The 24,787-nt window shown below is 63.7% G+C and carries 25 protein-coding genes; 17 read left to right on the top strand and 8 right to left on the bottom strand.

The genetic code is table 11. The features are described 5' to 3' along the window. The first annotated feature begins 165 nt into the window (after positions 1-165). The 11 genes from rsfS to BN1143_RS03490 all read left to right on the top strand — a co-directional run bounded on the left by rsfS (position 166) and on the right by BN1143_RS03490 (position 10,441). Positions 166-507 (top strand): ribosome silencing factor, encoded by a 342-nt coding sequence (rsfS, locus tag BN1143_RS03540; protein ID WP_005298244.1) that lies wholly within the window; start codon positions 166-168, stop codon positions 505-507. 22 nt (positions 508-529) lie between these two features. Further along, the gene (gene rlmH / locus BN1143_RS03535; RefSeq protein ID WP_005298242.1) at positions 530-997 is read left to right on the top strand and encodes a 23S rRNA (pseudouridine(1915)-N(3))-methyltransferase RlmH; all 468 of its coding nucleotides are present in this window, start codon (positions 530-532) and stop codon (positions 995-997) included. A gap of 105 nt (positions 998-1,102) precedes the next feature. Further along, positions 1,103-3,019, top strand: a complete 1,917-nt coding sequence (gene mrdA, locus BN1143_RS03530; protein ID WP_017765125.1) for a penicillin-binding protein 2 — start codon at positions 1,103-1,105, stop codon at positions 3,017-3,019. After that, a complete protein-coding gene (rodA, locus tag BN1143_RS03525; RefSeq protein ID WP_005298235.1) occupies positions 3,012-4,115 on the top strand; it encodes a rod shape-determining protein RodA in 1,104 nt (367 codons plus the stop codon). The genes mrdA and rodA overlap by 8 nt, the downstream gene beginning before the upstream one ends. After that, positions 4,115-5,113 carry a lytic murein transglycosylase B gene (gene mltB / locus BN1143_RS03520; RefSeq protein ID WP_042049677.1) on the top strand — a complete coding sequence of 333 codons (999 nt, stop codon included), beginning with the start codon at positions 4,115-4,117 and terminating at the stop codon, positions 5,111-5,113. Before rodA ends, mltB begins: the two co-directional genes overlap by 1 nt. Continuing rightward, on the top strand, positions 5,055-6,011 hold the full coding sequence (locus BN1143_RS03515; RefSeq protein ID WP_042049676.1) for a septal ring lytic transglycosylase RlpA family protein: 957 nt from the start codon (positions 5,055-5,057) through the stop codon (positions 6,009-6,011). The genes mltB and BN1143_RS03515 overlap by 59 nt, the downstream gene beginning before the upstream one ends. 194 nt (positions 6,012-6,205) lie before the next feature. Then, positions 6,206-7,402: a D-alanyl-D-alanine carboxypeptidase family protein gene (locus tag BN1143_RS03510; RefSeq protein ID WP_005298230.1), complete on the top strand. Its 1,197-nt coding sequence runs from the start codon at positions 6,206-6,208 to the stop codon at positions 7,400-7,402. Between the two features lie 294 nt (positions 7,403-7,696). Further along, complete coding sequence (gene ybeD, locus BN1143_RS03505; protein ID WP_005298227.1) at positions 7,697-7,960, top strand: DUF493 family protein YbeD; 264 nt, start codon at positions 7,697-7,699, stop codon at positions 7,958-7,960. Positions 7,961-8,055: 95 nt separating this feature from the next. Then, complete coding sequence (gene lipB, locus BN1143_RS03500) at positions 8,056-8,748, top strand: lipoyl(octanoyl) transferase LipB (protein WP_010633147.1); 693 nt, start codon at positions 8,056-8,058, stop codon at positions 8,746-8,748. Beyond that, complete coding sequence (gene lipA, locus BN1143_RS03495) at positions 8,745-9,710, top strand: lipoyl synthase (protein WP_005298218.1); 966 nt, start codon at positions 8,745-8,747, stop codon at positions 9,708-9,710. Before lipB ends, lipA begins: the two co-directional genes overlap by 4 nt. 161 nt (positions 9,711-9,871) lie before the next feature. After that, entirely contained in the window at positions 9,872-10,441 is a 570-nt protein-coding gene (locus tag BN1143_RS03490) for an RBBP9/YdeN family alpha/beta hydrolase (RefSeq protein ID WP_042049766.1), read from the top strand. Positions 10,442-10,489: 48 nt separating this feature from the next. Here BN1143_RS03490 and nqrE read toward each other — a convergent pair whose 3' ends face one another. The 6 genes from nqrE to BN1143_RS03460 all read right to left on the bottom strand — a co-directional run bounded on the left by nqrE (position 10,490) and on the right by BN1143_RS03460 (position 16,149). Next, entirely contained in the window at positions 10,490-11,089 is a 600-nt protein-coding gene (gene nqrE, locus BN1143_RS03485) for an NADH:ubiquinone reductase (Na(+)-transporting) subunit E (protein ID WP_010633144.1), read from the bottom strand. A 160-nt stretch (positions 11,090-11,249) separates the two neighbouring features. Next, the gene (locus tag BN1143_RS03480) at positions 11,250-11,543 is read right to left on the bottom strand and encodes a hypothetical protein (RefSeq protein ID WP_082038420.1); all 294 of its coding nucleotides are present in this window, start codon (positions 11,541-11,543) and stop codon (positions 11,250-11,252) included. A gap of 318 nt (positions 11,544-11,861) precedes the next feature. Further along, on the bottom strand, positions 11,862-12,365 hold the full coding sequence (locus tag BN1143_RS03475) for a GNAT family N-acetyltransferase (RefSeq protein WP_042049673.1): 504 nt from the start codon (positions 12,363-12,365) through the stop codon (positions 11,862-11,864). 40 nt (positions 12,366-12,405) lie between these two features. Further along, a complete protein-coding gene (locus tag BN1143_RS03470) occupies positions 12,406-13,587 on the bottom strand; it encodes a MerR family transcriptional regulator (protein WP_042049672.1) in 1,182 nt (393 codons plus the stop codon). A gap of 149 nt (positions 13,588-13,736) precedes the next feature. After that, positions 13,737-15,467: a single-stranded-DNA-specific exonuclease RecJ gene (recJ, locus tag BN1143_RS03465; RefSeq protein WP_042006918.1), complete on the bottom strand. Its 1,731-nt coding sequence runs from the start codon at positions 15,465-15,467 to the stop codon at positions 13,737-13,739. Then, positions 15,430-16,149 (bottom strand): disulfide isomerase DsbC N-terminal domain-containing protein, encoded by a 720-nt coding sequence (locus tag BN1143_RS03460; RefSeq protein ID WP_042006917.1) that lies wholly within the window; start codon positions 16,147-16,149, stop codon positions 15,430-15,432. The genes recJ and BN1143_RS03460 overlap by 38 nt, the downstream gene beginning before the upstream one ends. Positions 16,150-16,406: 257 nt before the next feature. Between BN1143_RS03460 and mscL the strand changes: the two genes are divergently transcribed. After that, positions 16,407-16,817: a large-conductance mechanosensitive channel protein MscL gene (mscL, locus tag BN1143_RS03455; protein ID WP_005298202.1), complete on the top strand. Its 411-nt coding sequence runs from the start codon at positions 16,407-16,409 to the stop codon at positions 16,815-16,817. A 167-nt stretch (positions 16,818-16,984) separates the two neighbouring features. Then, a complete protein-coding gene (locus tag BN1143_RS03450) occupies positions 16,985-18,523 on the top strand; it encodes a sensor domain-containing diguanylate cyclase (protein ID WP_042006915.1) in 1,539 nt (512 codons plus the stop codon). On the opposite strand, the gene xerD is transcribed toward BN1143_RS03450, so the two are convergent. After that, complete coding sequence (gene xerD / locus BN1143_RS03445) at positions 18,520-19,419, bottom strand: site-specific tyrosine recombinase XerD (RefSeq protein WP_017780681.1); 900 nt, start codon at positions 19,417-19,419, stop codon at positions 18,520-18,522. The genes BN1143_RS03450 and xerD overlap by 4 nt on opposite strands. 183 nt (positions 19,420-19,602) lie before the next feature. Between xerD and fldB the strand changes: the two genes are divergently transcribed. The 4 genes from fldB to BN1143_RS03425 all read left to right on the top strand — a co-directional run bounded on the left by fldB (position 19,603) and on the right by BN1143_RS03425 (position 23,728). Continuing rightward, on the top strand, positions 19,603-20,121 hold the full coding sequence (fldB, locus tag BN1143_RS03440) for a flavodoxin FldB (protein WP_005298196.1): 519 nt from the start codon (positions 19,603-19,605) through the stop codon (positions 20,119-20,121). Between the two features lie 298 nt (positions 20,122-20,419). Continuing rightward, positions 20,420-21,820: a TldD/PmbA family protein gene (locus BN1143_RS03435; protein WP_042049671.1), complete on the top strand. Its 1,401-nt coding sequence runs from the start codon at positions 20,420-20,422 to the stop codon at positions 21,818-21,820. Further along, entirely contained in the window at positions 21,820-23,160 is a 1,341-nt protein-coding gene (locus tag BN1143_RS03430; RefSeq protein ID WP_042049670.1) for a TldD/PmbA family protein, read from the top strand. The genes BN1143_RS03435 and BN1143_RS03430 overlap by 1 nt, the downstream gene beginning before the upstream one ends. Positions 23,161-23,335: 175 nt before the next feature. Beyond that, a complete protein-coding gene (locus tag BN1143_RS03425) occupies positions 23,336-23,728 on the top strand; it encodes a VOC family protein (RefSeq protein ID WP_042049669.1) in 393 nt (130 codons plus the stop codon). 72 nt (positions 23,729-23,800) lie between these two features. Here the strand turns inward: BN1143_RS03425 and BN1143_RS03420 are convergent, their stop codons facing one another. Beyond that, positions 23,801-24,727, bottom strand: a complete 927-nt coding sequence (locus tag BN1143_RS03420; RefSeq protein ID WP_005298188.1) for a L,D-transpeptidase family protein — start codon at positions 24,725-24,727, stop codon at positions 23,801-23,803. Positions 24,728-24,787: the final 60 nt, after the last annotated feature.

Here is a 24,787-nt window from a genome sequence, read left to right as displayed (position 1 = left end):
TTGTCCGGCGCGGATCGCGCACTATAGTGATCAACAGGGGGCCGTTTTCCGAGCGGGCTCGGCCCCTGTTCCACTCCCCTTCACCGGACTGGGAAACGGGAGTGACCATGATATAATCCGCCGCCCTCACGCCGTGAAAGCGCGCCGGAATACAGGAGAGACTCATTGCAAGGCCAAGAACTGCATGCCTTTATCGTCGACAAGATCGATGACATGAAAGGCCGCGACATCATCACCCTCGATGTGCGCGGCAAATCCAGCATCACCGACACCATGATCATCTGCTCCGGCAACTCCAGCCGTCACGTCAGCGCCATCGCCCACCATCTGGCCAGCGAAGCTCGCCATGCCGGGCTCGATCTGCTGAGTGTGGAAGGCCAGCTCACCGGCGAGTGGGTGCTGGTGGATCTGGGCTCCGTCATCGTGCATGTGATGCAGGATGAGCATCGCGATTTCTATCAGCTGGAAAAACTCTGGAGCAACACCGCTCAGGTGAATGCGCAATAAACGAGCACAAGTGTAACGACCGATGAAAATCCAGTTGATTGCGGTGGGCACCAAGATGCCCGCCTGGGTAGAGCATGGCTTCGAAGAGTATCGCCGCCGTTTCCCCAAAGACATGCCATTCGAACTTGTCGAGATCGGCGCCGGAAAACGTGGTAAAAATGCCGACATTCCCCGCATTCTGCAAAAAGAGGGGGAAGCCATGCTGGCTGCCGCCGGCCGCTCGCGCATCGTGACCCTGGACATCCCCGGCAAACCCTGGACTACCGAGCAGCTGGCCGTGCAACTGGAAGCCTGGAAGCTCGATGGCCGCGATGTGGCCCTGCTGGTGGGCGGCCCGGAAGGGCTCTCCCCCGAATGCAAGGCTGCCGCCGAGCAGAGCTGGTCGCTGTCGCCGCTGACCCTGCCCCATCCGCTGGTGCGGGTGCTGGTGGCCGAGAGCCTCTATCGCGCCTGGAGCATCACAACCAATCATCCGTATCACAGAGAGTGAGCCATGCACTATCCAAGCATTCCCCTCTCAAACCCGAATCACAGAGCGTGAGCATGCACATCTGCACCCCGTTTCTCACCTGCTCGACAGTCATAAGGTAGCGGCATGCTGAAGACTCGCATCGAAATGCGCGACCACAGCGCCGAGGGTCGCCTCTTCTTCCGACGAACCCTGGTCGCCTACGTTGGCATGATAGTGCTGATGCTGGTGCTGCTGGGCAATCTCTACTACCTGCAAGTAGAGTCTTACGACACCTACCAGACCCGTTCCAACGACAACCGCATCCGCGTCGTGCCGGTGGCGCCGCCGCGCGGCCTCATCTATGACACCAACGGCGTGCTGCTGGCGGAAAACCGCCCGGTCTACAGCCTCGAGATCGTGCCGGAAGAGACCAAGGATCTGGAGAAGACCGCCGACGAGCTGATCGCCCTGCTGAAGCTGCCGGAGGGGACCAAGGAGAAGTTCCTGGCCGAGGTGAAACGCCAGCGCCGCTTCAAGCCGGTCGCCCTGTACGAGAAGCTGACCGAGTATCAGGTCGCCCTCTTCTCGGTCAACCAGCACAACTACCCGGGTGCCAGCATCGAGGCCTACCTCAAGCGCTACTACCCGTTTGGCGACACCCTGACCCATGCGCTGGGTTACGTGGCCAAGATCAACACCCGCGACGTGGAGCGCCTCGACAAGGAGGACAAGCTCGCCAACTATGCCGCCACCAAGGACATCGGCAAGCAGGGGGTGGAGAAGTACTACGAGGATCAGCTGCACGGCGTGGCAGGCTACCAGGAGGTCGAGGTGAACAACCGCGGCCGGGTGGTGCGCACCCTGAAATTCCAGCCGCCCGAGCCCGGCAAGGACATCTACCTCAACATCGACATCCGCCTGCAGCTCAAGGCCCAGCAACTGCTGGCCGGCCGCCGCGGCGCCATCGTGATGATGGATCCCAATACCGGTGCCCTCCTGGCCATGGAGTCGAGCCCGAGCTATGACCCCAACCTGTTCGTGACCGGCATCTCCAGCGCCAACTACTCGGCGCTGCTCAACGATCCGGCCCGGCCGCTGGTGAACCGCACCACCCAGGGCATCTATGCCCCCGCCTCCACCGTCAAGCCCATGATGGCGGTGATGGGGCTCAACGAGGGGGCCATCACCCCCAACTACCGCTACTTCGGCGGCCCCAGCTTCTCCATCCCGGGCACCACCAAGAAGTTTCGCGACTGGCGACGCTGGGGCCACGGCTGGCTCGACGTCTATCGCGCCATCGAGGTGTCGGCGGATACCTACTTCTACGATCTCGCCTACCGGGTCGGCATCGACAAGATCAACAGCTACATGACCAGGTTCGGCTTCGGTCAGTACAGCGGTGTCGACATCTACGAAGAGACCAAGGGGGTCATGCCGTCCCGCGACTGGAAGATGGCACGCTGGCGCCAGCCCTGGTATCAGGGTGACACCATCTCCATCGGTATCGGCCAGGGCTACTGGAGCGCCACCCCGATCCAGCTGGCCAAGGCCATCAGCATCCTGACCCAGAACGGCCACGACGTGACGCCGCACCTGCTCAAGAGCACCGCCTCCATCGATGGCGTGGTCAACGCCCCCATCAACCCGAACATGGCCATCCAGACCAAGAGCGACAGCTACTGGCAGGTGGCCAAGGACGGCATGTGGCGGGTCATCAACGGCCACGAAGGGACAGGTCGACGCGCCTTTGCCAACACCCCCTACAAGGCGGCGGGCAAGTCCGGCACCGCCCAGGTGGTGGGCCTCAAGGAGAACCAGGTCTACAACGCGGCCACCACCAAGGTGGAGCATCGCGACAACGCCCTGTTCGTCTCGTTCGCACCGTTCGAAGCACCCAAGGCGGTGGTCGCCCTGGTGCTGGAGAACGCCGGGGGCGGCAGCGCCATGGCGGCGCCGGTCGCCCGCAACATGCTGGATGCCTATCTGCTGCCGCCGGAGCCCCAGCTGCCGCCGGCACCGGCCAAGAAGCCCCAATCCGAAGAGGTTGCCTCTCATGAGTAACTCCGCTCGCCAGCAGAGCATCTGGTACAAGCTGCATATCGACTTGCCGCTGCTGCTCGGCCTGCTGACCCTGATGTCCCTCTCCATGGTGGTGCTCTACTCCGCCTCCGGTCAGGATGTCGACTCCATCGTGCGCCAGCTGGTGCGCGGCGGACTGGCGTTCGCCCTGATGATCGGCATGGCCCAGCTGCCACCTTCTCTCTATGCCCGCTGGTCGGTGCCCCTGTTTGCTGTGGTGGTGCTGCTGCTCATCGCGGTGGACGTGTTCGGCCACATCGGCAAGGGGGCCCAGCGCTGGCTGGACCTCGGCTTCATGAAGTTTCAGCCCTCCGAGGTGATGAAGCTCTCCATGCCCATCATGGTGGCCGCCTGGCTCAGCCGTCATTCGCTGCCGCCCAAGTTCAGCCACCTGGTGCTGAGCCTCATCATGGTGCTGCTGCCCACCCTGCTGATCGCGGCCCAGCCCGACCTTGGCACCTCCATCCTGGTAGCCGCCTCCGGCTTCTTCGTCATCTTTCTGGCGGGGATCAGCTGGTGGCTGATCGGGCTCGCGGTGCTGCTCATCTGCGCCTTCATGCCGGTGCTCTGGTTCTTCCTGATGCACGACTACCAGCGCCAGCGGGTGCTGATGCTGCTGGACCCTGAGAAGGACCCGCTCGGCCGTGGCTACCACATCATCCAGTCCAAGATCGCCATCGGCTCCGGCGGCGTGTTCGGCAAGGGCTGGCTGCAGGGCACCCAGTCCCAGCTCGAGTTTTTACCAGAACGGCATACCGACTTTATCTTCGCGGTGTTCAGCGAGGAGTTCGGCCTGGTGGGGGTCGCCCTCCTGCTGGTGATCTACCTCTACATCATCAGCCGCTGCCTGTTTATCTCCATGCAGGCCCAGAACAGCTTCGAACGCCTGCTGGGCGGTGCCCTGACGCTGACCTTCTTCGTCTACGTGTTCGTCAACATGGGGATGGTGAGCGGCATCCTTCCGGTGGTAGGGGTCCCCCTGCCGCTGGTGAGCTACGGCGGCACCTCCATGGTGACCCTGATGGCCGGCTTCGGCATCCTGATGTCTATCCAGACCCACAGAAGGTTGCTGGCCTGATGCGACTGGCCGGTGTGTTGCTCTCGCTCGTTGCCCTGAACGCAACGGCGGCCGTCGAGCCCCCCGGGCTCGCCCGGCTCGCCGAGCAGCAGCAGGTGCCGCTGGCCGAGTTGCAGGCCGCCACCGCCCAGGCCAGCCTGCGCCAGGAGGTGCTCGACACCATCAGCCGCCCCTGGGAGGCCAAACCCTGGCATCGCTACCGGCCGCTGTTCATCACCCCGGAGCGGATCCGGGACGGGGTCGGCTTCTGGCAACGCCACGCCGCCACCCTGGCGCGGGCCGAGCAGACCTATCAGGTGCCGGCCTCCCTCATCGTCGCCATCATCGGCATCGAGACCTTCTACGGCCGCCAGATGGGCCGCCATCCGGTGCTCGACAGCCTCTACACCCTGGGCTTTCACTACCCCGAGCGGGCCGACTTCTTCGCCAAGGAGTTTGCCCAGCTGGTGCTGCTTGCCCGGGAAGAGAAGTGGCCACTCACCCTTCTCAAGGGCTCCTATGCCGGCGCAATGGGGATGGGTCAGTTCATGCCCTCCAGCTATCGCCACTATGCGGTCGACTTCGACGGCGACGGCAAGCGCGATCTGTTCGCCAACCCGGTGGATGCCATCGGCAGCGTCGCCAACTATTTTGCCGAGCATCAGTGGCGCTGGGGGGAGTCGGCGGTCGAACCCGCCTTGATCGGACTGGCGCCAGTGGGTACCCTGCTGAGGCCGGCCCCCGAGCTGACCCAGACCTGGGCCGAGCTGGCCGCCGCGGGCATTGAACTCGCCACCCCGCTGGCACCCGACACGCCGGTGAAACTGCTGGCATTGGAACAGGCCGATGGACCGGAATACTGGGTCGCGCGCCACAATTTTTACGTGATCACCCGCTATAACCGCAGCCCGCTCTATGCGATGGCGGTGCATCAACTCAGTCAAGCAATCCAGGACGCGTATGCATTACAGCCACAAACTTCTCCCGCTCAGCCTGACCTTGTTGCTGGCCGCCTGTAGCAGCCAGCCGGAACAGCTTCCCCCGCCTCCCGAACCGGTCCAGCCGGAAAAACCCCAGGTCATCGAGATCCCGCAGGCCACCGGCGCCATCCCGCGTCCCGAGCCCCTGAGCGCCAGCGGCAACCGTGACTACTGGATTGGCAAGCAGAAGAACGAGGTGTGGCGCGACATCAAGCATTACAGCGAAGAGGGGACCGCCAGCTGGCTCTCCCAGGATCTGGACGGCCAGAAGACCGCCAACGGCGACGTGCAGGACAGCAAGCTGTTCAGCGCTGCCCACCGCAACCTGCCGCTGCCAAGCTATGTGCGGGTCACCAACCTGGACAACGGGCAGGAGACCATAGTGCGGGTCAACGATCGCGGCCCCTTCGGCAGCGATCGGCTGATCGACCTCTCCCATGCCGCCGCCAAGCAGCTGGGGATGGTGGAAGGGGGCGAGGCGCGGGTACGGCTCGAGCTCATCAACGACACCCCGGATCAGATGGTGCTCATGGCCCCCATGAAGCCCATCGAGATGACGCCGACCGCCGCGGCCCCCGTCGCTCAGGACGGCTTCGTCGGCCAACCCACCGAGCTGGCCATGGCCACGCCGGCGGCAGAGGAGCCGGCCCCCGTCAAGGCGCCGGTCACCAAACCCGCCAAACCGGCAGCGGCCAAGACGGCGGCGCCCGCCAGCAGCGGCGAGGGCAAGATGATCCAGGTGCTGGCCAGCGGCTCGCAGGCACGGGCGGAGGCGATGGGCAAGGTGATGACCCAGCGCCACGGCCTGCCCTATCGGGTGGACGCCCATGGTGCCATCTTCCGGGTGCTGATCGGCCCTGTGCCTGCCGACCAGCAGGCCGCCACCCTGGAGAAAGTGCGCCAGGGGGGGCTGGAGCAAGCCTTCATCGTCCCCTGAGCGTCTCAGGCTCAAGCTGACCGAACCGCCCTCTGTGGCCCGCCATCACGTCGTTTCCCGGCGTGATGGCGGCTGCGGACGGAGAAAAAACCAGACCAGATGGCACGTCGGGCTTTGACCGACGGTCGCTTCTGGTATAGTGAAGCCCGCATTTTTAACTTGGGTTACCCCAACCAGGCACCAGGAATTTCAAGATGTCCAAATTTGCCCGTTCAGTTATTCTGGCCTCCCTGATAAGCGCCACCGCCCAGGCCAACACGCCTGTACCGACCCCGACGCCGAACGCCAACCCCGTGGTGGTTCCCGCCGCGCCGGAGATCTCCGCCAAGGCCCACATCCTGATCGACTACTACTCCGGTCAGGTACTGGCCGAGCAGAACGCCGAAGAGCGTCTGCCGCCCGCCAGTCTGACCAAGATGATGACCTCCTACATCATCGGCCAGGAGCTGCTGAAGGGGAACATCAAGCGCACCGACATGGTGACCATCAGCCAGAACGCCTGGTCCAAGAACTACTCCGACTCCTCCAAGATGTTCATCGAGGTGGGCAAGCAGGTCTCCGTCGATGACCTGAACAAGGGCATCATCATCCAGTCCGGCAACGACGCCTGCGTCGCCATGGCCGAATTCCTGGCGGGCAGCACCGACTCCTTCGCCAGCCTGATGAACAGCTGGGCCGCCAAACTCGGCATGAACGACAGCCACTTCATGAACCCGCACGGTCTGGATGCGGAAGGTCACTACAGTACCGCTCACGACATGGCGCGCCTGGGCCAGGCCCTGATCCGCGACCTGCCGGAGGAGTACAAGATCTACGCCCAGAAATCCTTCGTGTTCAACGGCATCACCCAGCACAACCGCAACCGCCTGCTGTGGGATCAGTCCCTGCAGGTTGACGGCATCAAGACAGGCCACGTCAGCCAGGTCGGCTACAACCTGGTCTCCTCCGCCACCAACAACGAAGGCATGCGCCTGATCGCCGTGGTACTGGGCGCCAGCAGCGAAGCCTCCCGCGCCGCCGAGAGCAAGAAGCTGCTCACCTACGGTTTCCGCTTCTTCCAGAGCCTGACCCCCTACAAGGCGGGCACCGAGCTGGTGACCCAGAAGATCTGGATGGGCGACAAGCCGGAAGTGAAGCTGGGCGTCGACAAGGACGTCTCCGTGCTGGTCACCCGTGGCCAGGGCAACAACCTCAAGGCGGACTTCCAGCTGGAGAGCGAGCTGAAGGCACCGCTGGCCAAGGGTCAACGGGTCGGCACCGTGTTCCTCAAGCAAGGGGACAAGGAGATCAAGCAGGTACCGCTGGTCGCCCTGGAAGAGGTACAAGAGGGTGGCCTGATGAGCCGTCTGTGGGACTACCTGGTGATGCTGGTTTCCAGCTGGTTCAAGTAATCCACACGCAGGATCCCGACCAAACAGCGGCGCCAACAGGCGCCGCTGCTGTCTTTTTGGGGTCGGGCCAGTCAATAACCCTGTAAACTGCAGGTTCCGCCGACTGACGATTTGTGGTAAAAAGCAGCACCTCCATCCCTTGTCTGCCGGTCCGGCCTTGATCCCGGCCCGGGCAATGCCCATATACACTTGAGCATTGCCCCGCACAGACGGGGGTATGGCGGCCCCGAGGGGCCAACGGCCATTAGCCACAAGCAAGAAAGTCGTCTCGCGACGACCGCAAAAGGTGAGTAAATGAATACCAAGTTTGATGAACTGCTGGAGTTCCCCTGCAAGTTCCCGTTCAAGGTGCTCGGCGTTGCCGACCCGGCCCTGCCGGACATGGTGGTGGAAGTGCTGCAGCAGCACGCCCCCGGCACCTACAGCCCGACCGTCCAGCCCAGCTCCAAGGGCAACTACCACTCGGTCCGGGTCACTGTGACTGCCCAGAGCAAGGAACATATCGAAGCCATGTATACCGCCCTCGGCAACATAGAACTGGTTCGCTACGTCCTGTAAGTCGCCTCTTTCGCCCCGCCACCGGGGCGACTGATTATTTGCCGCCGGCGACCAGCGCCGTGCCAGCCGACCCAAGCGCCTGTCAGTGAGGAAAGATGTCACCCCAAACTCCCGCCGAGTCATCACAGTCCACCAGCCAGCTGCTGGTGAGACAGCTGGGCCGTCGTCCCTACCAGCCGGTATGGGATGCCATGAAGGCCTTCACCGACAGCCGCACCCCCGACACCCCGGACGAGTTCTGGGTGGTGGAGCATGACCCCGTCTACACCCAAGGGCAGGCCGGCAAGGCCGAACATCTGCTCGCCCCCGGCGACATCCCGGTGGTGCAGAGCGATCGCGGCGGTCAGGTGACCTATCACGGCCCGGGCCAGCTGGTGCTCTACGTGCTGGTGGACGTGCGTCGCAGCAAGCTGACGGTACGCGAGCTGGTGACCTGCCTGGAGACCGCCATCATCAATACCCTGGCCAACAGCGACATCAGCGCCTATGCCAAGGCCGATGCCCCCGGGGTCTACGTGAAGAACGAGCTCGGCATGGAGGCCAAACTGGCCTCCCTTGGCCTGCGCATTCGCAAGGGGTGCTCGTTCCACGGGCTGGCCCTCAACATCAACATGGACATGACCCCCTTCCTGCGCATCAACCCGTGCGGCTATGCGGGCATGGCCATGACCCAGACCAGCGCCCTGGGCGGCCCGCAGAGCGTGGCCGAGGCGCAATCCATCCTGGTGGCCGAACTGGCCCGCCTGATTGGTTATCAAACAATAACAAACACCGAGAGTGAATCATGAGCAAACCCGTTCGTATGGAGCCGGGCGTCAAGCTGCGCGATGGCGACAAGATGGCCCTGATCCCGGTGAAATTCATGCCGGATCCCAACGAGGAAGTGCTGCGCAAGCCTGACTGGATGCGGATCAAGCTGCCACCGTCGAGCCAGAAGATCGAGCACATCAAGAGCACCCTGCGCAAGAACAAGCTGCACTCGGTGTGTGAAGAAGCCTCCTGCCCCAACCTGGCTGAGTGCTTCAACCATGGCACCGCCACCTTCATGATCATGGGCGCCATCTGCACCCGTCGTTGCCCCTTCTGCGACGTGGCCCACGGCCGCCCGCTGGCGCTCGACCCGGAAGAGCCGAAGAAGCTGGCGCTGACCATCAAGGAGATGGGGCTGAAATACGTGGTGATCACCTCGGTGGATCGCGACGATCTGCGCGACGGCGGTGCCCAGCACTTCGCCGACTGCATCAAGCAGATCCGCGAGCACAGCCCGCAGACCCGCATCGAGATCCTGACCCCGGACTTCCGCGGCCGGATGGAGCAGGCGCTGGAGGTGTTCCGCGAGACCCCGCCCGACGTCTTCAACCACAACCTGGAAACCGCCCCGCGCATGTACCGGGTCGCCCGCCCGGGTGCCGACTACAAGTGGTCGCTGGAGCTGCTGCGCCGCATCAAGGAGATGCACCCCCATGTGCCGACCAAGTCCGGCGTCATGATGGGTCTGGGCGAAACCAATGAAGAGATAGTCCAGGTGCTCAAGGACCTGCGCGAGCACGGCGTCAACATGCTGACCCTGGGTCAGTACCTGCAGCCGAGCCGCCACCACCTGCCGGTGAAGCGCTACGTGCCGCCCGCAGAGTTCGATGAGCTCAAAGATGTGGCCATGGAGCTCGGCTTCAGCCACGCCGCCTGCGGTCCCTTCGTGCGATCCTCCTACCACGCGGATCTGCAAGCCAAGGGGGAAGAGGTCAAATAAGCCTCTGCCCACCGACAGAAAAAGAGCGCCTTATGGCGCTCTTTTTTATGCAAGTCGCAAAGCACATCCTGCTGGTTGGCGCCCCCGAAACGGGCATGTCGAGGGGCCTCGGTCGCTGTTATGATGTGGCCGCCGTTATCGTCAACCGCCCAGGATATGCCATGTCTCAAACCCGCCTCTTCATCGTGCACGGTTATACCGCCTCCCCCGACGCTCACTGGTTTCCCTGGCTCAAGGCCGAACTCGAGGCCAGGGATGTCCGGGTCGAGGTGCTGGCCATGCCTGACCCCCACCACCCAGAGCCCGCCACTTGGGACGCAGCCATGGACCACCTGGTGCGGGATCACGACGAACGCACCTTCCTGCTGGGCCACAGCCTCGGCTGCATCACCATACTGCGCCAGCTCGACCGGCTGCCCGCCGGCAGCCAGGTGGGGGGGATCCTGCTGGTCTCCGGTTTCGATCAGCCGCTGCACACCCTGCCGGAGCTGGATCCCTTCATGACTCCGGACTATGACCCGGCCCGCATCATGGCGCTGGCCCCCCGCCGGGTGGTGATCGCCTCCCGGGATGATGCCATCGTGCCCTATCCCTACAGCCAGCACCTGAGCGAGCGACTGGCTGCGCCACTCTACAGCCTGGAGCATGGCGGCCACTTCCTCGACCGGGACGGCTTTCTGACCCTGCCGCTGGTGCGTGACCGACTGCTCGCCATGCTGGCGGAGGGCTGAGGCAGACAACAACGGCCACCAGGGTGGCCGTTGTTGTTTTCGACCCGGCTAGAACGACATGCCGGAGAAGGACATGAAGCCGAGCGACATCAGCCCGGCCACGATGAAGGTGATGCCAATCCCCCTCAACCCCTCTGGCACATCCGCATACTTCATCTTCTGGCGCAGGCCGGCGATGGCGACGATGGCCAGCAGCCAGCCCAGGCCTGAGCCCGCTCCATATACCACGGATTCGATGAAGTCGTAGTCCCGCTGCGCCATGAACATCACCCCGCCGAAGATGGCGCAGTGCACCGTCAGCAGCGGCAGATAGATGCCCAGCGCGTGATGAAGCGCCGGAAAGTGCTTGTCCAGCACCATTTCCATCACCTGCACCAGGGCTGCCAGCACCCCGATGTAGACGATGAAATCGAGAAAGCTCAGATCAAACTCGCCGAGAAAGGTGCTCTCCGGGCGCAGGATATGGCGGTAGATCAGATTGTTGAGGGGGATGGCGATCACCATGACCACCAGCACCGTCAGGCCAAGGCCGAAGGCGGTGTTGATGTTCTTGGAAACGGCCAGGAAGGTGCACATGCCAAGGAAGAAGGCCAGCGCCAGGTTTTCCACAAAGATCGATTGAATGAAGAGGTTTACGTAATAGTCCATCGGGTCGGCTCACAACGGGTACGAACGGGAGCCGCCTCCCTGCGCGCAAGCGGGCACGAAGACGGTGCAAGAGGCGCCGGATCGGAGCCTGGCCCGCAGGCAGTACTCTGTGGCAGGGATCAGGATCGGATCGAACGGGCGCGTGGCGTGCAGCCGGCCTCTAGTCGCTGTGGCAGAACCGAAATTGCAGATGGTGGCAGCATCGCAGCCGCCGATGCAGATAGCCGAAGTGCTCGGCCAGCTGCCTGAGGTAGATGAGGGGCAGGAATAACAGCAGGCCGCAGAGCAGGCCGAGGATCTCGTGCTGGAACCAGGCCAGCAGCATCTGGTAGAGCTCGGCATGAGCGGCCCCTTCCAGTCGCCGCCCCTGCTCGAAGCCGAGGCGCCACTGGGAGGCAGGCGGCAGGCTGACGCTGTCGAGCAGCCCCCGCTGGGCCGGCTCGTGCAGCTGCATCGAGCCCTCCTGCCCTCCCGTTGCCGGCCCCGGGGTTGCAACGACCCCTGCCGCGCCAGAGGCGGCAAGCCAGAGAAGGCAGGCGATGGCGAGGACCATCGACCAGGTCGACAGTCGGCCAGGGGGCAGCAAGGGATGCATCCGGTTCAAACAAAGAGGAACAAGAGGGGCGAATTTATCACAATTCCTCGATTTATTGAATTTACCATATGGGAAATCAGCTTTAATCGATGCTAAAAACCCTGATTATCAAAAAATCCAGCAATTAAAAACCACCATGAGAGCAAGCGCCATGACGTCTGCTCTCATGGTGAGGACTCACCCCTGCTCAAAGGCCTGATGGTAGCGCACTTCACCATGGGCCATGGCGGCGCCGAACGAGCGGGCCATGAAGTACTCGGCCGGCACGCCGGGCAGCGTCAACCCCGACTCGGACACGAAGCCGAAACGACCGTAGAAGCCGGGATCCCCCAGCACCACGCAGCCGGCCGCCCCCATCCCCTTGAGCTCGGCCAGACCCGCCTCCATCAGCCGTGATCCCAGCCCCTTGCCGTGCAGCTCGGGGGAGACGGAAATGGGGCCAAGACCATACCAGTGCAGGCTGCCATCGCTGATGGTCACCGGCGAGAAGCAGAGGTGGCCGACCACTCGCCCCGCCTGCTCTGCCACCAGCGACAGGCTGAGTGCCCCGGCCTGGCGCAGGTCGCGCACGATCAGCTGCTCGTTGTGATCGGTATGGGGAGCCTTGAGGAATGCGGCCACTGTCACCGCTTCAATGGCGTCGTGATCGGCGCCCGTTTCGGGTCGAATGAGGATGTTCATAAGGTTTTCTCCGTTTGTTATCTTGCAATGGATGGCCTGATCAGACTGCCTGCAGGCAGCAGATCACATAGCCATAGCTGCCCAGGTATTGGCGGTGGATGGCCACTTCCCGACTCAGATCCTGCCAGGCTGGGCTATCCCCCAGCTCGGCGCGATGGCGCGCCAGATTGCGTTCGATGGGATCCAGATAGTTGTGCCAGGCCCTTTGCGGCAACTCGGTGTGCCACAGACAGCGATACCCCGCCTCCTGCACCGTCTTGAGCAGGCCAGCCAGGGTCTGCATGGCGGGATAATCCCGTTGCCAGAACGCCAGCGCCTCCTCTGGCGGCGTGTCCGTCAGCCACACCAGGTCGCTCAGCACGATGCAGGCATCAGGGCCGGCAAGGTGCGCCCGCCAGGCTTTGAGCGCATTGACCACCCCTATGGTGTAGGCGCTCCCTTCGGCCCAGATAAGGTCGGCGGGGGCCAGCTCCACCGGCAGCGCCGCCATGTTGGCGCACAGGGTGGTGACCTGCTCAAAGCCAGCCGCGCTGGCCGATCTGACCACGGCGGCCAGCACCTCCTCGTCCAGATCAATGGCCACTATGGTGGCGTCCGTCACCTGTGCCAGCGCCAGGGTGGCGGCGCCCCGCCCACAGCCCATGTCGAAGATCCGGCGAGGCTGGCTGGGCAGCGCGGCAAACTGCTGCTGGGTAAAGAGGCTATCCCCCGGCCCCCAATAGCTCATGTCGTCCAGCAGCAGCTTGAAATCCCGGATGTAGCGCTCGTGTTCATTCATGTCTTTGCTCAGCCACTGCAGGTGATAACGCTCTTTTTCACTGAATCCCTGCTTCATCACCCAGGCAAAGTAGGCCTGCGGGGCTTGATGCTGCAGTTGCCGCTGCCAGGCCTTGAACTCGTCGCCGGAGTGCGCACGCAAACCGGCGAGATCCGCCAGCAGATCCCTGGCGCGTTGCATCCGCGCCAGCTCCTCATCCAGCTCCCTGACCCGGGCTGCCAGCGTTGCCTGCTCCAGCTCCCCCGCCAGACAGGCGAGGCACTGCTTGAGGCTGAGCCCGCCGGCCTGCAGGGCCTGCACCATCCGCAGCCGCTGCAGATCTTCATCGTCGTAGTGGCGATAACCGTTGGCGCCCCTTGTGCCCGCAATCACCCCCAACTTCTCGTAATAGAGCAGGGTGGAGCGGGCCAGGCCGCAGCGCCTGGCCAGTTCGGATATTTTCATGACAGCGACTCGCAGTGGGGTCCATGACCCGATGAAGGGAAGCTTAAACTGTGAAGCAATAGACGGGTCAACGGCAAAATCCGGGTTAACACCATAAAAAAACGGCCACCCTGAGGTGGCCGTCATAGGCAGCAAGAGAGACTCACGGATCAGAGGCCGGCGGCCTCCAGATGCTCCACCAGCAGTTGCACGCTACGGTTGCCGCGCCACTCGTTGACGTCGAGCCGGTAGACCAGCCGTACCCGTTTGACCGAGGCATCGGGCCAGCGCTGCAAGTCGACCCCGAAGGCGATGGCATCCACCGCGTGGCCGGAGTCCGTGGTCAGCATCATCTTGAGGTGCTTCTCCCCCACCAGCCGCTGCTGCACCAGCACGAACTCGCCGTCGAACAGCGGCTCGGGGAAGGCCTGACCCCAGGGGCCGGAGGCGCGGATCAGCTCCGCCAGCTCGAGGGTGAGCTCGTCCGGCAGCAGTTCGCCGTCGGTGAGCAGCACCCCGGTCAGCAGCTCAGGAGTCACCAGCTCGCCGATGACCGCCTCGAAGGCGCGACCGAAGGCCTCGATATTGGCCTTGGGCAGGGTCAGCCCCGCCGCCATGGCGTGGCCGCCAAACTTGCCCATCAGGCCGGGGTGACGGGTATCGAGCAGTTCCAGCGCATCGCGCAGGTGCACCCCGGGGATGGAGCGCCCGGAGCCCTTGAGCTCGGTCTCGCTGCTCTCGGCAAACGCGATGACCGGGCGGTAGTACTTCTCCTTCACCTTGGAGGCCACCAGCCCCACCACCCCCTGATGCCACTCGTCCCGGTGCAGCACGATACCGGAGGGCACCTCGCCATCACGAAACCGGATCTGCTCCAGGGTGGCCAGCGCCTCCTGCTGCATCCCCTGCTCTATTTCCTTGCGCTCCTGGTTGAGGCTGTCCATTTCGGAGGCGAGCTGGCGCGCCAGGTTGATGTCCTCGCTCAGCAGACAGGCGACCCCGAGGGACATGTCGTCGAGCCGGCCCACCGCGTTGAGGCGCGGCCCCAGCGCAAAGCCGAGATCGGCGGCGCACAGGCGACGACCATCGCGACCGGACACGTCCACCAGCGCCTGGATGCCGGGACGACAGCGGCCGGCCCGGATCCGCTGCAGGCCCTGATGGACCAGGATACGGTTGTTGCCATCGAGCGCCACCACGTCGGCCACGGTGCCAAGGGCCACCAGATCCAGGTAATCCGCCACGTTGGGGGCGCGCAGCCCCTGGCGCTCATACCAGCCGCTCTGGCGCAGATGGGTGTTGAGGGCCGCCATCAGGTAGAAGGCGACCCCGACCCCGGCCAACGACTTGGAGGGGAAGTCGCAGCCATGCTGGTTGGGGTTCACTATCGCGTCGGCGTCAGGCAGCTCCTGGCCCGGCAAATGGTGATCGGTAACCAGTACCTGCATGCCGGCCGCCTTGGCCGCCGCCACCCCGGCGATGCTGGAGATGCCGTTGTCCACCGTGATGAGGAACTCGGCGCCGCGGGCCACTGCCAGCTCGACGATCTCGGGGGTGAGGCCATACCCGAACTCGAAGCGGTTGGGCACCAGAAAATCGATGTGGCGGCCGCCCATAGCGCGCAGGGCCAGCACGCACAGGGCCGAGCTGGTGGCGCCGTCACAGTCGAAGTCGCCGACGATGAGAATGCGCTTTTGCGCCGTCAGCGCCTCGGCCAGCAGGGGCACCGCCTGCGCCATACCGAACAGGCGCTGGGGTGGCAGCAGCTGATTGGCGCTGCGCTCCAGCAGGGCAGGGTCTTCGACCCCACGGCTGGCGAAGATTTGCCGCAGCAAGGGATGAAGGGTGGCGGGCAGATGGGAATCATCCACGCGCGGACGACGACGGATTAGCAGGGGCATCGATGTGATCCAGTATCTTGAGCAGTTGTTCAGGGCTCTGATAACCGCGCAGCAGGTCGCCATTTGGCAGGACCCAGCTCGGCAGCGCCTTGATCCCGAGCCACTGGCTCAGGCCAATATGATGGGCAAGGATCTCATTACAGCCGCTCTCAGGCAAACGATCACTGAGTTCAAGTTCGCGCAGCAGCCCGGGATCGCACCAGCGCGCCTGCGCCTCGGCCAGATCGGCAAAGGGGCCAAGCACCGGCAGCAGCTGCACGCTCACCCCCCTCGCCTGCAAGGCGGGCAACTCTGCCAGAGTGGTGCGACAGCCGCGGCAGGCGAGATCGGTAAACAGGGTGAGGCGGTGGCGCTCGGGCACGGCCTTGAGCTGCATCCGCCGCTCGCCGATCTGGGCCAGGGCCAGCTGCCGCTGTTGACGCTGGCCCAGCATGGTGAGGTTCTTCATGTCGTGGGCCAGATCCAGCATGGTGCCCAGCAGCACATGGTCGCCCCTGGCATCGGTATAGAGGGGCCCCTGCGCGGTGCCAAGCAGATAGAGGCCGGAGACCGGGGTCTCGTCCACCAGGTAGACCTGCACCCCGAGCCGCCGCTCTATGGTCTGTTTCAACAGTTGGGGATCCATCCCCGCGCTGACGGCAAAAGAGCCCAGCAGCATCATTCCCAGCAGTAAATAGTGCACTTTTTTACTCACTTGGCATGAACGAATGGACTCACAAGGTTACTCAGCAACTATGCTCGCCTCAACTGCTTGATTACTGATTGGTTAATAGAAGGGTCGCAAAAAATCCCAATCTGACAGGTTGCCAATCGGGCAAAGCCCCAGCAAGCTAACCGGGACGACAGGAAACACGACGGTCATCCTCTGTTTTCCTGATGCTTTATTATTCAAACACCAGGGCGGCCCAGGCCGCTACTAGCCCATTTTTGGAGGGGAAAATGAGTCTGATTCAAGAGTTCAAGGCCTTTGCATCCAGAGGCAACGTCATCGACATGGCGGTCGGTATCATCATCGGGGCCGCCTTCGGCAAGATCGTCTCCTCCTTCGTCGGTGACGTGATCATGCCGCCCATCGGCCTGATCCTGGGGGGCGTGGACTTCAGCGACCTCGCCGTGACCCTGAAGGCCGCCGAGGGCAGTGCGCCGGCCGTGGTCATCGCCTACGGCAAGTTCATCCAGACCATCATCGACTTCCTGATCATCTCCTTCGCCATCTTCATGGGGCTCAAGGCCATCAACACCCTGAAGAAGAAGCAGGAAGAGGAAGCCGCGGCACCGGCCGGCCCCACCAAGGATCAGGAGCTGCTGACCGAGATCCGCGATCTGCTCAAATCCCAACAGGGAAAATAAGCGCCAGCTCCTGTCGTGTACTGGAAAAAAACCGCCTTCGGGCGGTTTTTTAGCTACATCAGCAACGGAACACTTTACACTTGGCATCACCCAGACCCTGATCTGCATCCGCCCCCATCCCACGCACATCATGCTTGAATGAATGTAAACCTACAGGAATCATCGCCATGACATCCCCGACAGTGAAGACCAGAGCGAAACATGGTTTCATTCTGCGCTATTTGCTGTTGCTCTCCCTGCCCCTGCTATTGATGACAGCCAGCAACCTCTATCTGTTTTTCATCAAACAACAGAACGTAGTACGCGAGCGCATGGAGTTTTTCAGCAGCAGTACGGCCCAGCAATGGGACAACGCGCTGAGCTCGGTCGAAGAGCAACTCAATATTCTGGCGGTGGATCTCGCCAACCATGACGGCGTGCTCCCGCCAGAAATGCGGGCGCGGCACTACTCGGTGTGGCAGCAGCTCAGCCGCTCGGGCAGCCTGCTGAAGGGGCTCTACTATGTGCAGCGGGACAATACCCTGGTCAACTTCAACCACCAGCTCCCCCCTTCCCCCCAGGCAATGGCCAAACAGGCATGGTATCTGGATGCCATCCATACGCCGGGGATCAATATCTGGAGTGCCCCCTATCTCGACACCGTCCAGCACATTCCGGTGGTGACCCTGTCGCGGGCGGTCTTGAACCACAGCGGCAAGATAGTGGCCGTGATTGGTCTGGACGTCGAGCTGTCGCGAGTTTCGGACCGGATCGGGCGCATGCTGCAGGGCGGCAAGCAGATGACTTACCAGCTCTACGATCGCAGGTATCAGCGCATCGTGGCGCACAGCAACCCGCTGCTGAACGCCACCCCGCTCGACGAGCCCTGGTTATCCCGGCTTCAGGGGAAAAATGGCGCGATCCAGAGCCAGGATGACGAACTCATCGCCTACTACACCCTGGCCAACAACCCCGGCTGGCAGGTCATCATCATCTACCCCTTCAGCAACTCTTTCGTCATCAGGGAGCTGCTGCCCAACATGATGATGGGGCTGTTGCTGTCGCTGGTCATGTTCATCCTGGTGGCCGTCATCTTCCATCAGCGGCTGGAGAACACCATCGGCATGCTGGTGCAGGTGGTGCGCCAGTTGCGGGTCACCCCGCCGGGACAGCCCCTCATCATCCCCCGTATTCCGGGCATCGAGGAGCTGGAGGACGAGATCACCCTGATTTCCGACCAGATGCAGGCGGAGAGCGAGAAGGCCCAGCGCGATGCCCTGACCGGGCTCTACAACCGTCGCTACATGGACACCCTGCTGAGCGAGCTGCACCAGCAACATACCCCCTATGTGCTGGCCATCATCGACATCGACAACTTCAAGCAGATCAACGACCGTCATGGCCACCCCGCCGGCGACAGCGTGCTCAGACGCACCGCCTCCCTGGGCAGCCAGCTGCTGGAGGGCAAGGCCACCCTCTGCCGCTTTGGTGGCGAGGAGCTGGTCGCCATCTTCGAGCAGGGGCGGCTTAAGGAGGCACAGCAGCAGATGGAGCAGTGGCGCCGGGCCATGGCCACGCAGAACTGGCGCGAACCGGGCTTGACCGTCACCTTCAGCGGCGGGCTGGCCGAGGCGCTGGATGCACCGCCCGCCGAGGTGCTGGCCCGGGCGGATGCCGCCCTCTATCGTGCCAAGCAGGAGGGGAAAGATCGCCTCTGTCTGGCCTAGGCGCGCGGGTGGTGCTGGCCGTGCAGCGCCTTGAGCCGCTCGTTGGCCACGTGGGTGTAGATCTGGGTGGTGGAGAGATCCGCGTGGCCCAGCAGCATCTGCACCACCCGCAAGTCGGCGCCGTGGTTGAGCAGGTGGGTGGCGAAGGCGTGGCGCAGGGTGTGGGGAGATAGCTCCCCGCTGATGCCGGCCCGCAGGGCATAGAGCTTGATGCGGTGCCAGAAGGTCTGGCGGGTCATCATCTGGGCCCGCTTGGAGGGGAACACCACGTCCGAGCTGGTGCCCCCCAGCAGCAGGCCGCGCCCCTCACGGTAGTAACGCTCCAACCAGTACACCGCCTCCTCCCCCATGGGGACCAGCCGCTCCTTGTTGCCCTTGCCCACCACCCGCACCAGCCCCTGGCGCAGGCTGACATGCTCGGCGGTGAGCCCCACCAGCTCGGAGACCCGCAGCCCGGTGGCGTAGAGCAGCTCGAGCATCGCCTTGTCGCGCAGCTCCAGCGGGTCGTCCACCAGCGGCGCTTGCAGCAGCGCCTCCACCTCGGCTTCGCTGAGATCCGATGGCAGCTTCTTGGGCAGTTTGGGCCCCTCCAGCAGCACGGTGGGATCGTCGCTGCGCAGCTTCTCGCGGTTGAGATACTGGTAGAAGCGGCGCAGGGCCGACAGGAAGCGGGCCGTGCTGCTGGCCGCGAACTGGTGGTCCACCCGCCAGGCGAGGTAGTGCTGGATGTCGTCCAGCCCCGCCAGCAGCAGGGATCCCCCCTGCTCGTCGAGCCAGAGGGAGAATTTTTCCAGATCGGTGCGATAGGAGCTGACCGTGTTGTCGGAGAGGCCCCGCTCCAGCCAGAGGGCGTCGAGAAACGGCTCGATCAGGGGATGGGATTCAGCTTTGCTCATGGTACGCCGCGCTCAGGGAAACAGGCCCCCATTGTAACGTGTCGACCCACCCGGCCCGCAAGGCAGGCTTGTCCGTGGCCCGGCAAGAAGTGAAGCGCGCCGGGCAATCTGCTAGACTGGCGCCCACCCCGGGCGCCGCTGTGCCGGTCACGCCCCTTGCCTACTGCGATCAAGAGAAGAGCGATGAAGATTGGTTTGTTTTACGGCTCTACCACCTGCTACACCGAGATGGCCGCCGAGAAGATCCGCACCCTCATTGGCCCGGAGCTGGTCGATCTCCACAACATCAAGGACGTGCCCCTCATCCGCATGCAGGAGTACGACATCTTGATCCTGGGCATCTCCACCTGGGACTTCGGCGAACTGCAGGAGGACTGGGAATCCCGCTGGGAAGACATTGCCGACCTGCATCTGGAGGGGCGCATCATCGCCCTGTTTGGCCTCGGCGATCAGCTGGGCTATGGCGAATGGTTCCAGGATGCCCTCGGCATGCTGCACGATCAGCTGGTGCCCAAGGGGGTCAAGCTGGTGGGCTACTGGCCCAACGAGGGGTACGAGTTCGACGCCTCCAAGGCGCTCATCGACGATGGTCGTCACTTCGTTGGCCTGGCCCTCGACGACGCCAATCAGTACGACCAGACCGAATCGCGCATCGAGCAGTGGGTCGACCAGATTTTGAGCGAGATCCACGAACTGCTGTGACGCCGGGTTTTCTGACAGCAGTGGCGATGGCCCCCTGCCATCGCCCGCTTCCCACACGGCATGTCGAAAAAGGCCTTGTGACAGACCCCTTGAACAGACGTCAGCTGCGACGCTTCCCCGCCTGCCGCCCCAGGTTTCGGACCACCGGGCGCATAAATCGCACCGATTTTCTCAATCGGTATCATCGCATGACGCTATAGCGACTTTTTTATGCTGGTCTGCAACAATGGACGCGACACCCCATAACAATCACAGCCGGGTGTCGGAAGCAAACGGACAGACCAGAAAAGGACATTCTATGACCCCATTCTCCCTGTTGGCCCCCGCCATCGCCCGCGACGTGCTCGATCACGCGCTGGCGCTGGGTGCCGACTTCGCCGAGCTGTTTGTGGAGCGCAAGCGCCGCAGCCAGCTCAGCCTGCTCTCAAGCCAGATAGAAAATATCAGCGGTGGCCTCGATTTCGGCATCGGCGTGCGCCTGTGCTACGGCCACAAGGTGCTCTACGGCTACACCAACCTGGCCGATCGCAACGAGCTCTTGCGCATCGTCACCCTGCTGGCGGCCAAGGACAGGCGTGACCCCGTGGTCACCGCCACCGCTTTCGATTTCACCCGCCTGAACGATCGCAACCCGATCGCCCTGCCCCTGTCGGCCGACAAGCTGCTGGAGCAGAAGATTGCCTACCTGCACGCCATGGATGCCGCGGCCCGCGCCGAGAGCGACAAGGTGAGCCAGTTTGCCGGCAACGTGCTGGGCTGGGAGCAGGAGGTGGAGATCTTCAACAGCGAAGGGGTGCAGGTGAGCGATCGCCGCCACTACAACCGCATCATGGCCCAGACCATCGCCGCCCTTGGCAGCGAGCAGAGCGTCGGTTACGAAGCCCCCGGCGCCATGATGGGCTGGGAGCACGCCGCCAGTATCGATCCCCGCGAGCTGGCCCTCACCGCCACCCGCCAGGCGCTGGTGAAGCTGGGGGCCGCCCCCTGCCCGAGCGGCAAGCTGCCGGTCATCATGGAAAGCGGCTTTGGCGGCGTCATCTTCCACGAGGCGTGCGGCCACCTGCTGGAAACCACCTCGGTGGCCAAGAAGGCCTCGGTGTTCCACGACAAGATGGGCCAGCTCATCGCCAATCCGGCGGTCAGCGCGGTGGACGAAGGCTTGCAGGGCAACGCCTGGGGTTCCATCAACGTCGATGACGAGGGGATGGCGACCCAGCACACCCAGCTCATCAAGGATGGCGTGCTCACCGGCTTCCTGGTGGACCGGATGGGAGCCCTTCGCACCGGCTACGCCCGTACCGGCTCCGGGCGCCGTGAATCCTACAAGTTCGCGCCGGCCTCGCGCATGCGCAACACCTACATAGAGCCGGGCAATCACAGCCTGGACGAGATGCTGGCGACGGTGGAGCACGGCATCTATGCCAAGCGGATGGGGGGCGGCTCGGTGCAACCCGGCACCGGCGAGTTCAACTTCAACGTACAGGAAGCCTACCTCATCGAACACGGCAAGATCACCCGCCCCCTCAAGTCGGCCACCCTGATCGGCACCGGCCCGCAGGTGCTCAAGGAGATCTCCATGGTGGGGCGCGATCTGGCCCTCTCCGCCGGCATGTGCGGCTCGGTCTCCGGATCCATTCCCGCCTCGGTCGGCCAGCCGCCACTCAAGGTCGACAATATCCTGGTTGGAGGGAACGCCTGATGAGCCAACTCGACATGAACCAACTGCTGACCCGCCTGCTGGACCAGGTCGCCGATCTCGGTGCCGAGGCGGACGTCATCGCCAACCAGGACAAGGCCTTCTCCCTCAAGGCTGACAAGGGCGAGCTCAGCGAATACAAGGTCACCAGCAGCCAGCAGATCGGCATTCGGCTGATAAAAGAGGGCCGGATCGGCATCGCCTATTCGGAGTCTCTCGACGAGTCGGCGCTGACCGCCATGGTGCAGGATGCGCTGGATGCCAGCCGCTTCGCCAAGGTGGACCCGGATCAGACCATCGCCGTGCAGCAGAGCCGGCTCACCACCGACTGCGCCGAGATCAATCAGCCCGACACCACCCCAGTGGAGGAGAAGATTGCCCTGGCCCTGCGCCTCGAGTCGGAGATGCTGGCGCTGCCGGACGTGACCGGCGCCCCCTACAACAGCTTCTTCGAGGGAGAAGGCCGGCTGTGGCTCGCCAACAGCCAGGGCAGCCTCTGCCAGCATCAGGCATTCAGCGTCGGCTGCTACAGCTCCGCCCTCATCGAGCGCGACAGCCGTCAGTCCATGTTCTCCCAGGGGCAGTATGAGCGCCGCTTCGATGCGCTGGACAGCCAGACCCTCATCCAGCAGATCCACGCCGTGGCCGACGGCCTGCTGGCGGGAGACGCGGTGCCGAGCGGCCACTACAGCGCCATCTTCGACACCAATGCCCTGGCCAGCCTGTTCGGCTGCTTCCAGGCCGCACTGTCGGGCAAGTGGGCCCAGCAGGGGATCAACCCCTGGCGGGGCAAGCTGGGCCAGTCGGTGGCTTCCCGCTGGCTCACCCTGGAGAGCCGGGCCTATATGCCGGGCGGCATGCATATCAAGGCCTTCGATGGCGAGGGTGCCCCCACCCGGGATCTGCTGCTGATCGGCGAAGGGGAGCTCAAGACCCTGCTGCACAACAGCGCCACCGCCCGCCACTTCGGTGTGGCCAGCAACGGTTCGGCGGCCCGCAGCGCCCGCAGTGCGCTGGATGTCAGCCCGCGCCACCTGGTGTTCGGGCTCGGCCCCCACAGCGAGGCCGAGGCGCAAGCCGGCGAGTATCTGGAGCTGGTCAAGCTGGACGGCCTGCACTCCGGCGCCGATGCGGTGAGCGGCGACTTCTCGTTCGGCGCCTCCGGCTTCCTGTGCCGGGACGGCGTGCGGGTGGCCCCGGTACGCGGCATCACGGTGGCGGGCAACTTCTACCGCCTGCTGAGTGAGCTGGAAGCAGTCGGCAACCTGCTGCACCACGACGATGGCAAGAGCTTCTACGCGCCGCTTATTCGCTTCGGCGGGCTGAGCATTGCGGGCAAGTAACTGTATATCGAGGGAAAAAACCTCCAGTTCCCCACCCGAAAGCGGCGCCTGATGGCGCCGCTTTTTTAGCTCTGGCGCCCCTGATGGGCCACTCCTAACCTCTAAGAAGCTGTCTACGACCTGCCGCGAGAGGCCGTCAGCAAGGAACAGAGCCGCCGGTCGCATCGGCCGGCACATGCAGGAGATCACCAAGATGGACAATACCCTGGTCTGGGCCGACATTCCGACACGGGATCTGGATCGCGCCATGGCCTTCTACTCGGCCCTGCTCGACGTACCGGTCACGCCGATACAGGAGGAGATCCGCTTCGCCATGCTGCGCCACGACGGCAACAACGCGGCGGCCTGTCTCGGCCCCATGGACAAGTACCACCAGCCGGGGCACTCGGGCCCCCTCATCTACCTAGCCCTGGGCGATCGCCTGCAGGAGGCCGAACAGCTGGTGCCCAGCATCGGAGGACGGGTGCTGGAGCCCCTGCACAGCATCGGCAGCGGCCATGGCTCCCGGGTCATCATCGAAGATACCGAGGGCAACTGGCTGGCCCTCTATGCCCCGCCGGCCGACTGACGACGGCGGCTCCCAGAAACAACAACGGCGACCTGATGGTCGCCGTTGTGCATGAGCCAGTCTCCCGGGTCATCAGACCTGCGGGTTGAGACGGGTCGGCATGCCGGTACGCTGTTCCAGCACCTGTTTGACCACGTTGGAGTCGCTCTCCGCGTGGGCGATGAAACGGGTGGTGGCCGGGGTCATGGGCAGCGGTACGGAGGCGGTGGAGTTGAACTCCGCCTCGGTGCGTGACAGCGGCTCGTGCACTTCCATGTAGCGGCTGCCATCCGGCTCGACCGTGGTCTTGACCGGCTGGTTGACGAACTGGACGCGAGTGCCGACCGGCACGTGGTCGAACAGGTACTTGATGTCGTCGGCACGCAGGCGCACGCAGCCGCTGCTCACCCGCAGGCCGATGCCGAAGGTGGCGTTGGTGCCGTGGATGGCGTACAGGTTGCCGATGTAGAGCGCGTGCAGGCCCATGGGGTTGTCCGGGCCGGCCGGCCAGACCGCAGGCAGGGTCTTGCCCTGGGCGGCGTAGCGGCGACGGATGTTCTCGGTCGGGGTCCAGGTCGGGTTGGCACGCTTGCGCTCAACCTTGGTGATCCAGTTCTCAGGGGTGTTGACCCCCAGCTGGCCGATGCCGATGGGCAGCACCTGTACCACGTTCTTGCCTTTCGGGTAGTAGTAGAGACGCATCTCGGCCACGTTGATGACGATCCCTTCGCGGGGAGCGTTGGGCAGGATCAGCTGATGGGGAATGATCAGCTTGCTGCCAGCCTTGGGCAGGTAGGGGTCGACGCCCGGGTTGGCTTCCATGATGTTGGTCAGACCCAGCTGGAAGTCAGAGGCGATCTGCTCCAGCGGACGATTGTCCGCGGGCACCACGTATTCCTGGTTCTCGCCGATCAGGCGGCTGTTGGCGGCGGGCAGCTGGTATTCAACGGCGGCAGCCTGCTGGCCGGCCAGTGCCAGCGTACATAAAAGAGCCGAAGCGGCAATGCGAAGGGGATTCATAAAATTCCTGTGTGGTTTCCTGTACCAAGTTGGCCGAAGGCCGTGTCATCCTCGGTTGCG

Origin of the sequence: Aeromonas dhakensis (assembly GCF_000820305.1) — a bacterium.
GTDB classification, from domain to species: Bacteria; Pseudomonadota; Gammaproteobacteria; order Enterobacterales; family Aeromonadaceae; genus Aeromonas; species Aeromonas dhakensis.
The sequence above is the reverse complement of the archived record's forward strand: the minus strand, read 5'-3'. Positions and strand labels throughout refer to the sequence as shown.

Coding starts and splice junctions, on each gene's coding strand:
- rlmH (WP_005298242.1), top strand. CDS start 530: ATGAAAATCCAGTTGATTGCGGTGGGCACCAAGATGCCCGCCTGGGTA.
- mrdA (WP_017765125.1), top strand. CDS start 1,103: ATGCTGAAGACTCGCATCGAAATGCGCGACCACAGCGCCGAGGGTCGC.
- rodA (WP_005298235.1), top strand. CDS start 3,012: ATGAGTAACTCCGCTCGCCAGCAGAGCATCTGGTACAAGCTGCATATC.
- mltB (WP_042049677.1), top strand. CDS start 4,115: ATGCGACTGGCCGGTGTGTTGCTCTCGCTCGTTGCCCTGAACGCAACG.
- BN1143_RS03515 (WP_042049676.1), top strand. CDS start 5,055: ATGCATTACAGCCACAAACTTCTCCCGCTCAGCCTGACCTTGTTGCTG.
- BN1143_RS03510 (WP_005298230.1), top strand. CDS start 6,206: ATGTCCAAATTTGCCCGTTCAGTTATTCTGGCCTCCCTGATAAGCGCC.
- ybeD (WP_005298227.1), top strand. CDS start 7,697: ATGAATACCAAGTTTGATGAACTGCTGGAGTTCCCCTGCAAGTTCCCG.
- lipB (WP_010633147.1), top strand. CDS start 8,056: ATGTCACCCCAAACTCCCGCCGAGTCATCACAGTCCACCAGCCAGCTG.
- lipA (WP_005298218.1), top strand. CDS start 8,745: ATGAGCAAACCCGTTCGTATGGAGCCGGGCGTCAAGCTGCGCGATGGC.
- BN1143_RS03490 (WP_042049766.1), top strand. CDS start 9,872: ATGTCTCAAACCCGCCTCTTCATCGTGCACGGTTATACCGCCTCCCCC.
- nqrE (WP_010633144.1), bottom strand. CDS start 11,089: ATGGACTATTACGTAAACCTCTTCATTCAATCGATCTTTGTGGAAAAC.
- BN1143_RS03480 (WP_082038420.1), bottom strand. CDS start 11,543: ATGCAGCTGCACGAGCCGGCCCAGCGGGGGCTGCTCGACAGCGTCAGC.
- BN1143_RS03475 (WP_042049673.1), bottom strand. CDS start 12,365: ATGAACATCCTCATTCGACCCGAAACGGGCGCCGATCACGACGCCATT.
- BN1143_RS03470 (WP_042049672.1), bottom strand. CDS start 13,587: ATGAAAATATCCGAACTGGCCAGGCGCTGCGGCCTGGCCCGCTCCACC.
- recJ (WP_042006918.1), bottom strand. CDS start 15,467: ATGCCCCTGCTAATCCGTCGTCGTCCGCGCGTGGATGATTCCCATCTG.
- mscL (WP_005298202.1), top strand. CDS start 16,407: ATGAGTCTGATTCAAGAGTTCAAGGCCTTTGCATCCAGAGGCAACGTC.
- BN1143_RS03450 (WP_042006915.1), top strand. CDS start 16,985: ATGACATCCCCGACAGTGAAGACCAGAGCGAAACATGGTTTCATTCTG.
- xerD (WP_017780681.1), bottom strand. CDS start 19,419: ATGAGCAAAGCTGAATCCCATCCCCTGATCGAGCCGTTTCTCGACGCC.
- fldB (WP_005298196.1), top strand. CDS start 19,603: ATGAAGATTGGTTTGTTTTACGGCTCTACCACCTGCTACACCGAGATG.
- BN1143_RS03435 (WP_042049671.1), top strand. CDS start 20,420: ATGACCCCATTCTCCCTGTTGGCCCCCGCCATCGCCCGCGACGTGCTC.
- BN1143_RS03430 (WP_042049670.1), top strand. CDS start 21,820: ATGAGCCAACTCGACATGAACCAACTGCTGACCCGCCTGCTGGACCAG.
- BN1143_RS03425 (WP_042049669.1), top strand. CDS start 23,336: ATGCAGGAGATCACCAAGATGGACAATACCCTGGTCTGGGCCGACATT.
- BN1143_RS03420 (WP_005298188.1), bottom strand. CDS start 24,727: ATGAATCCCCTTCGCATTGCCGCTTCGGCTCTTTTATGTACGCTGGCA.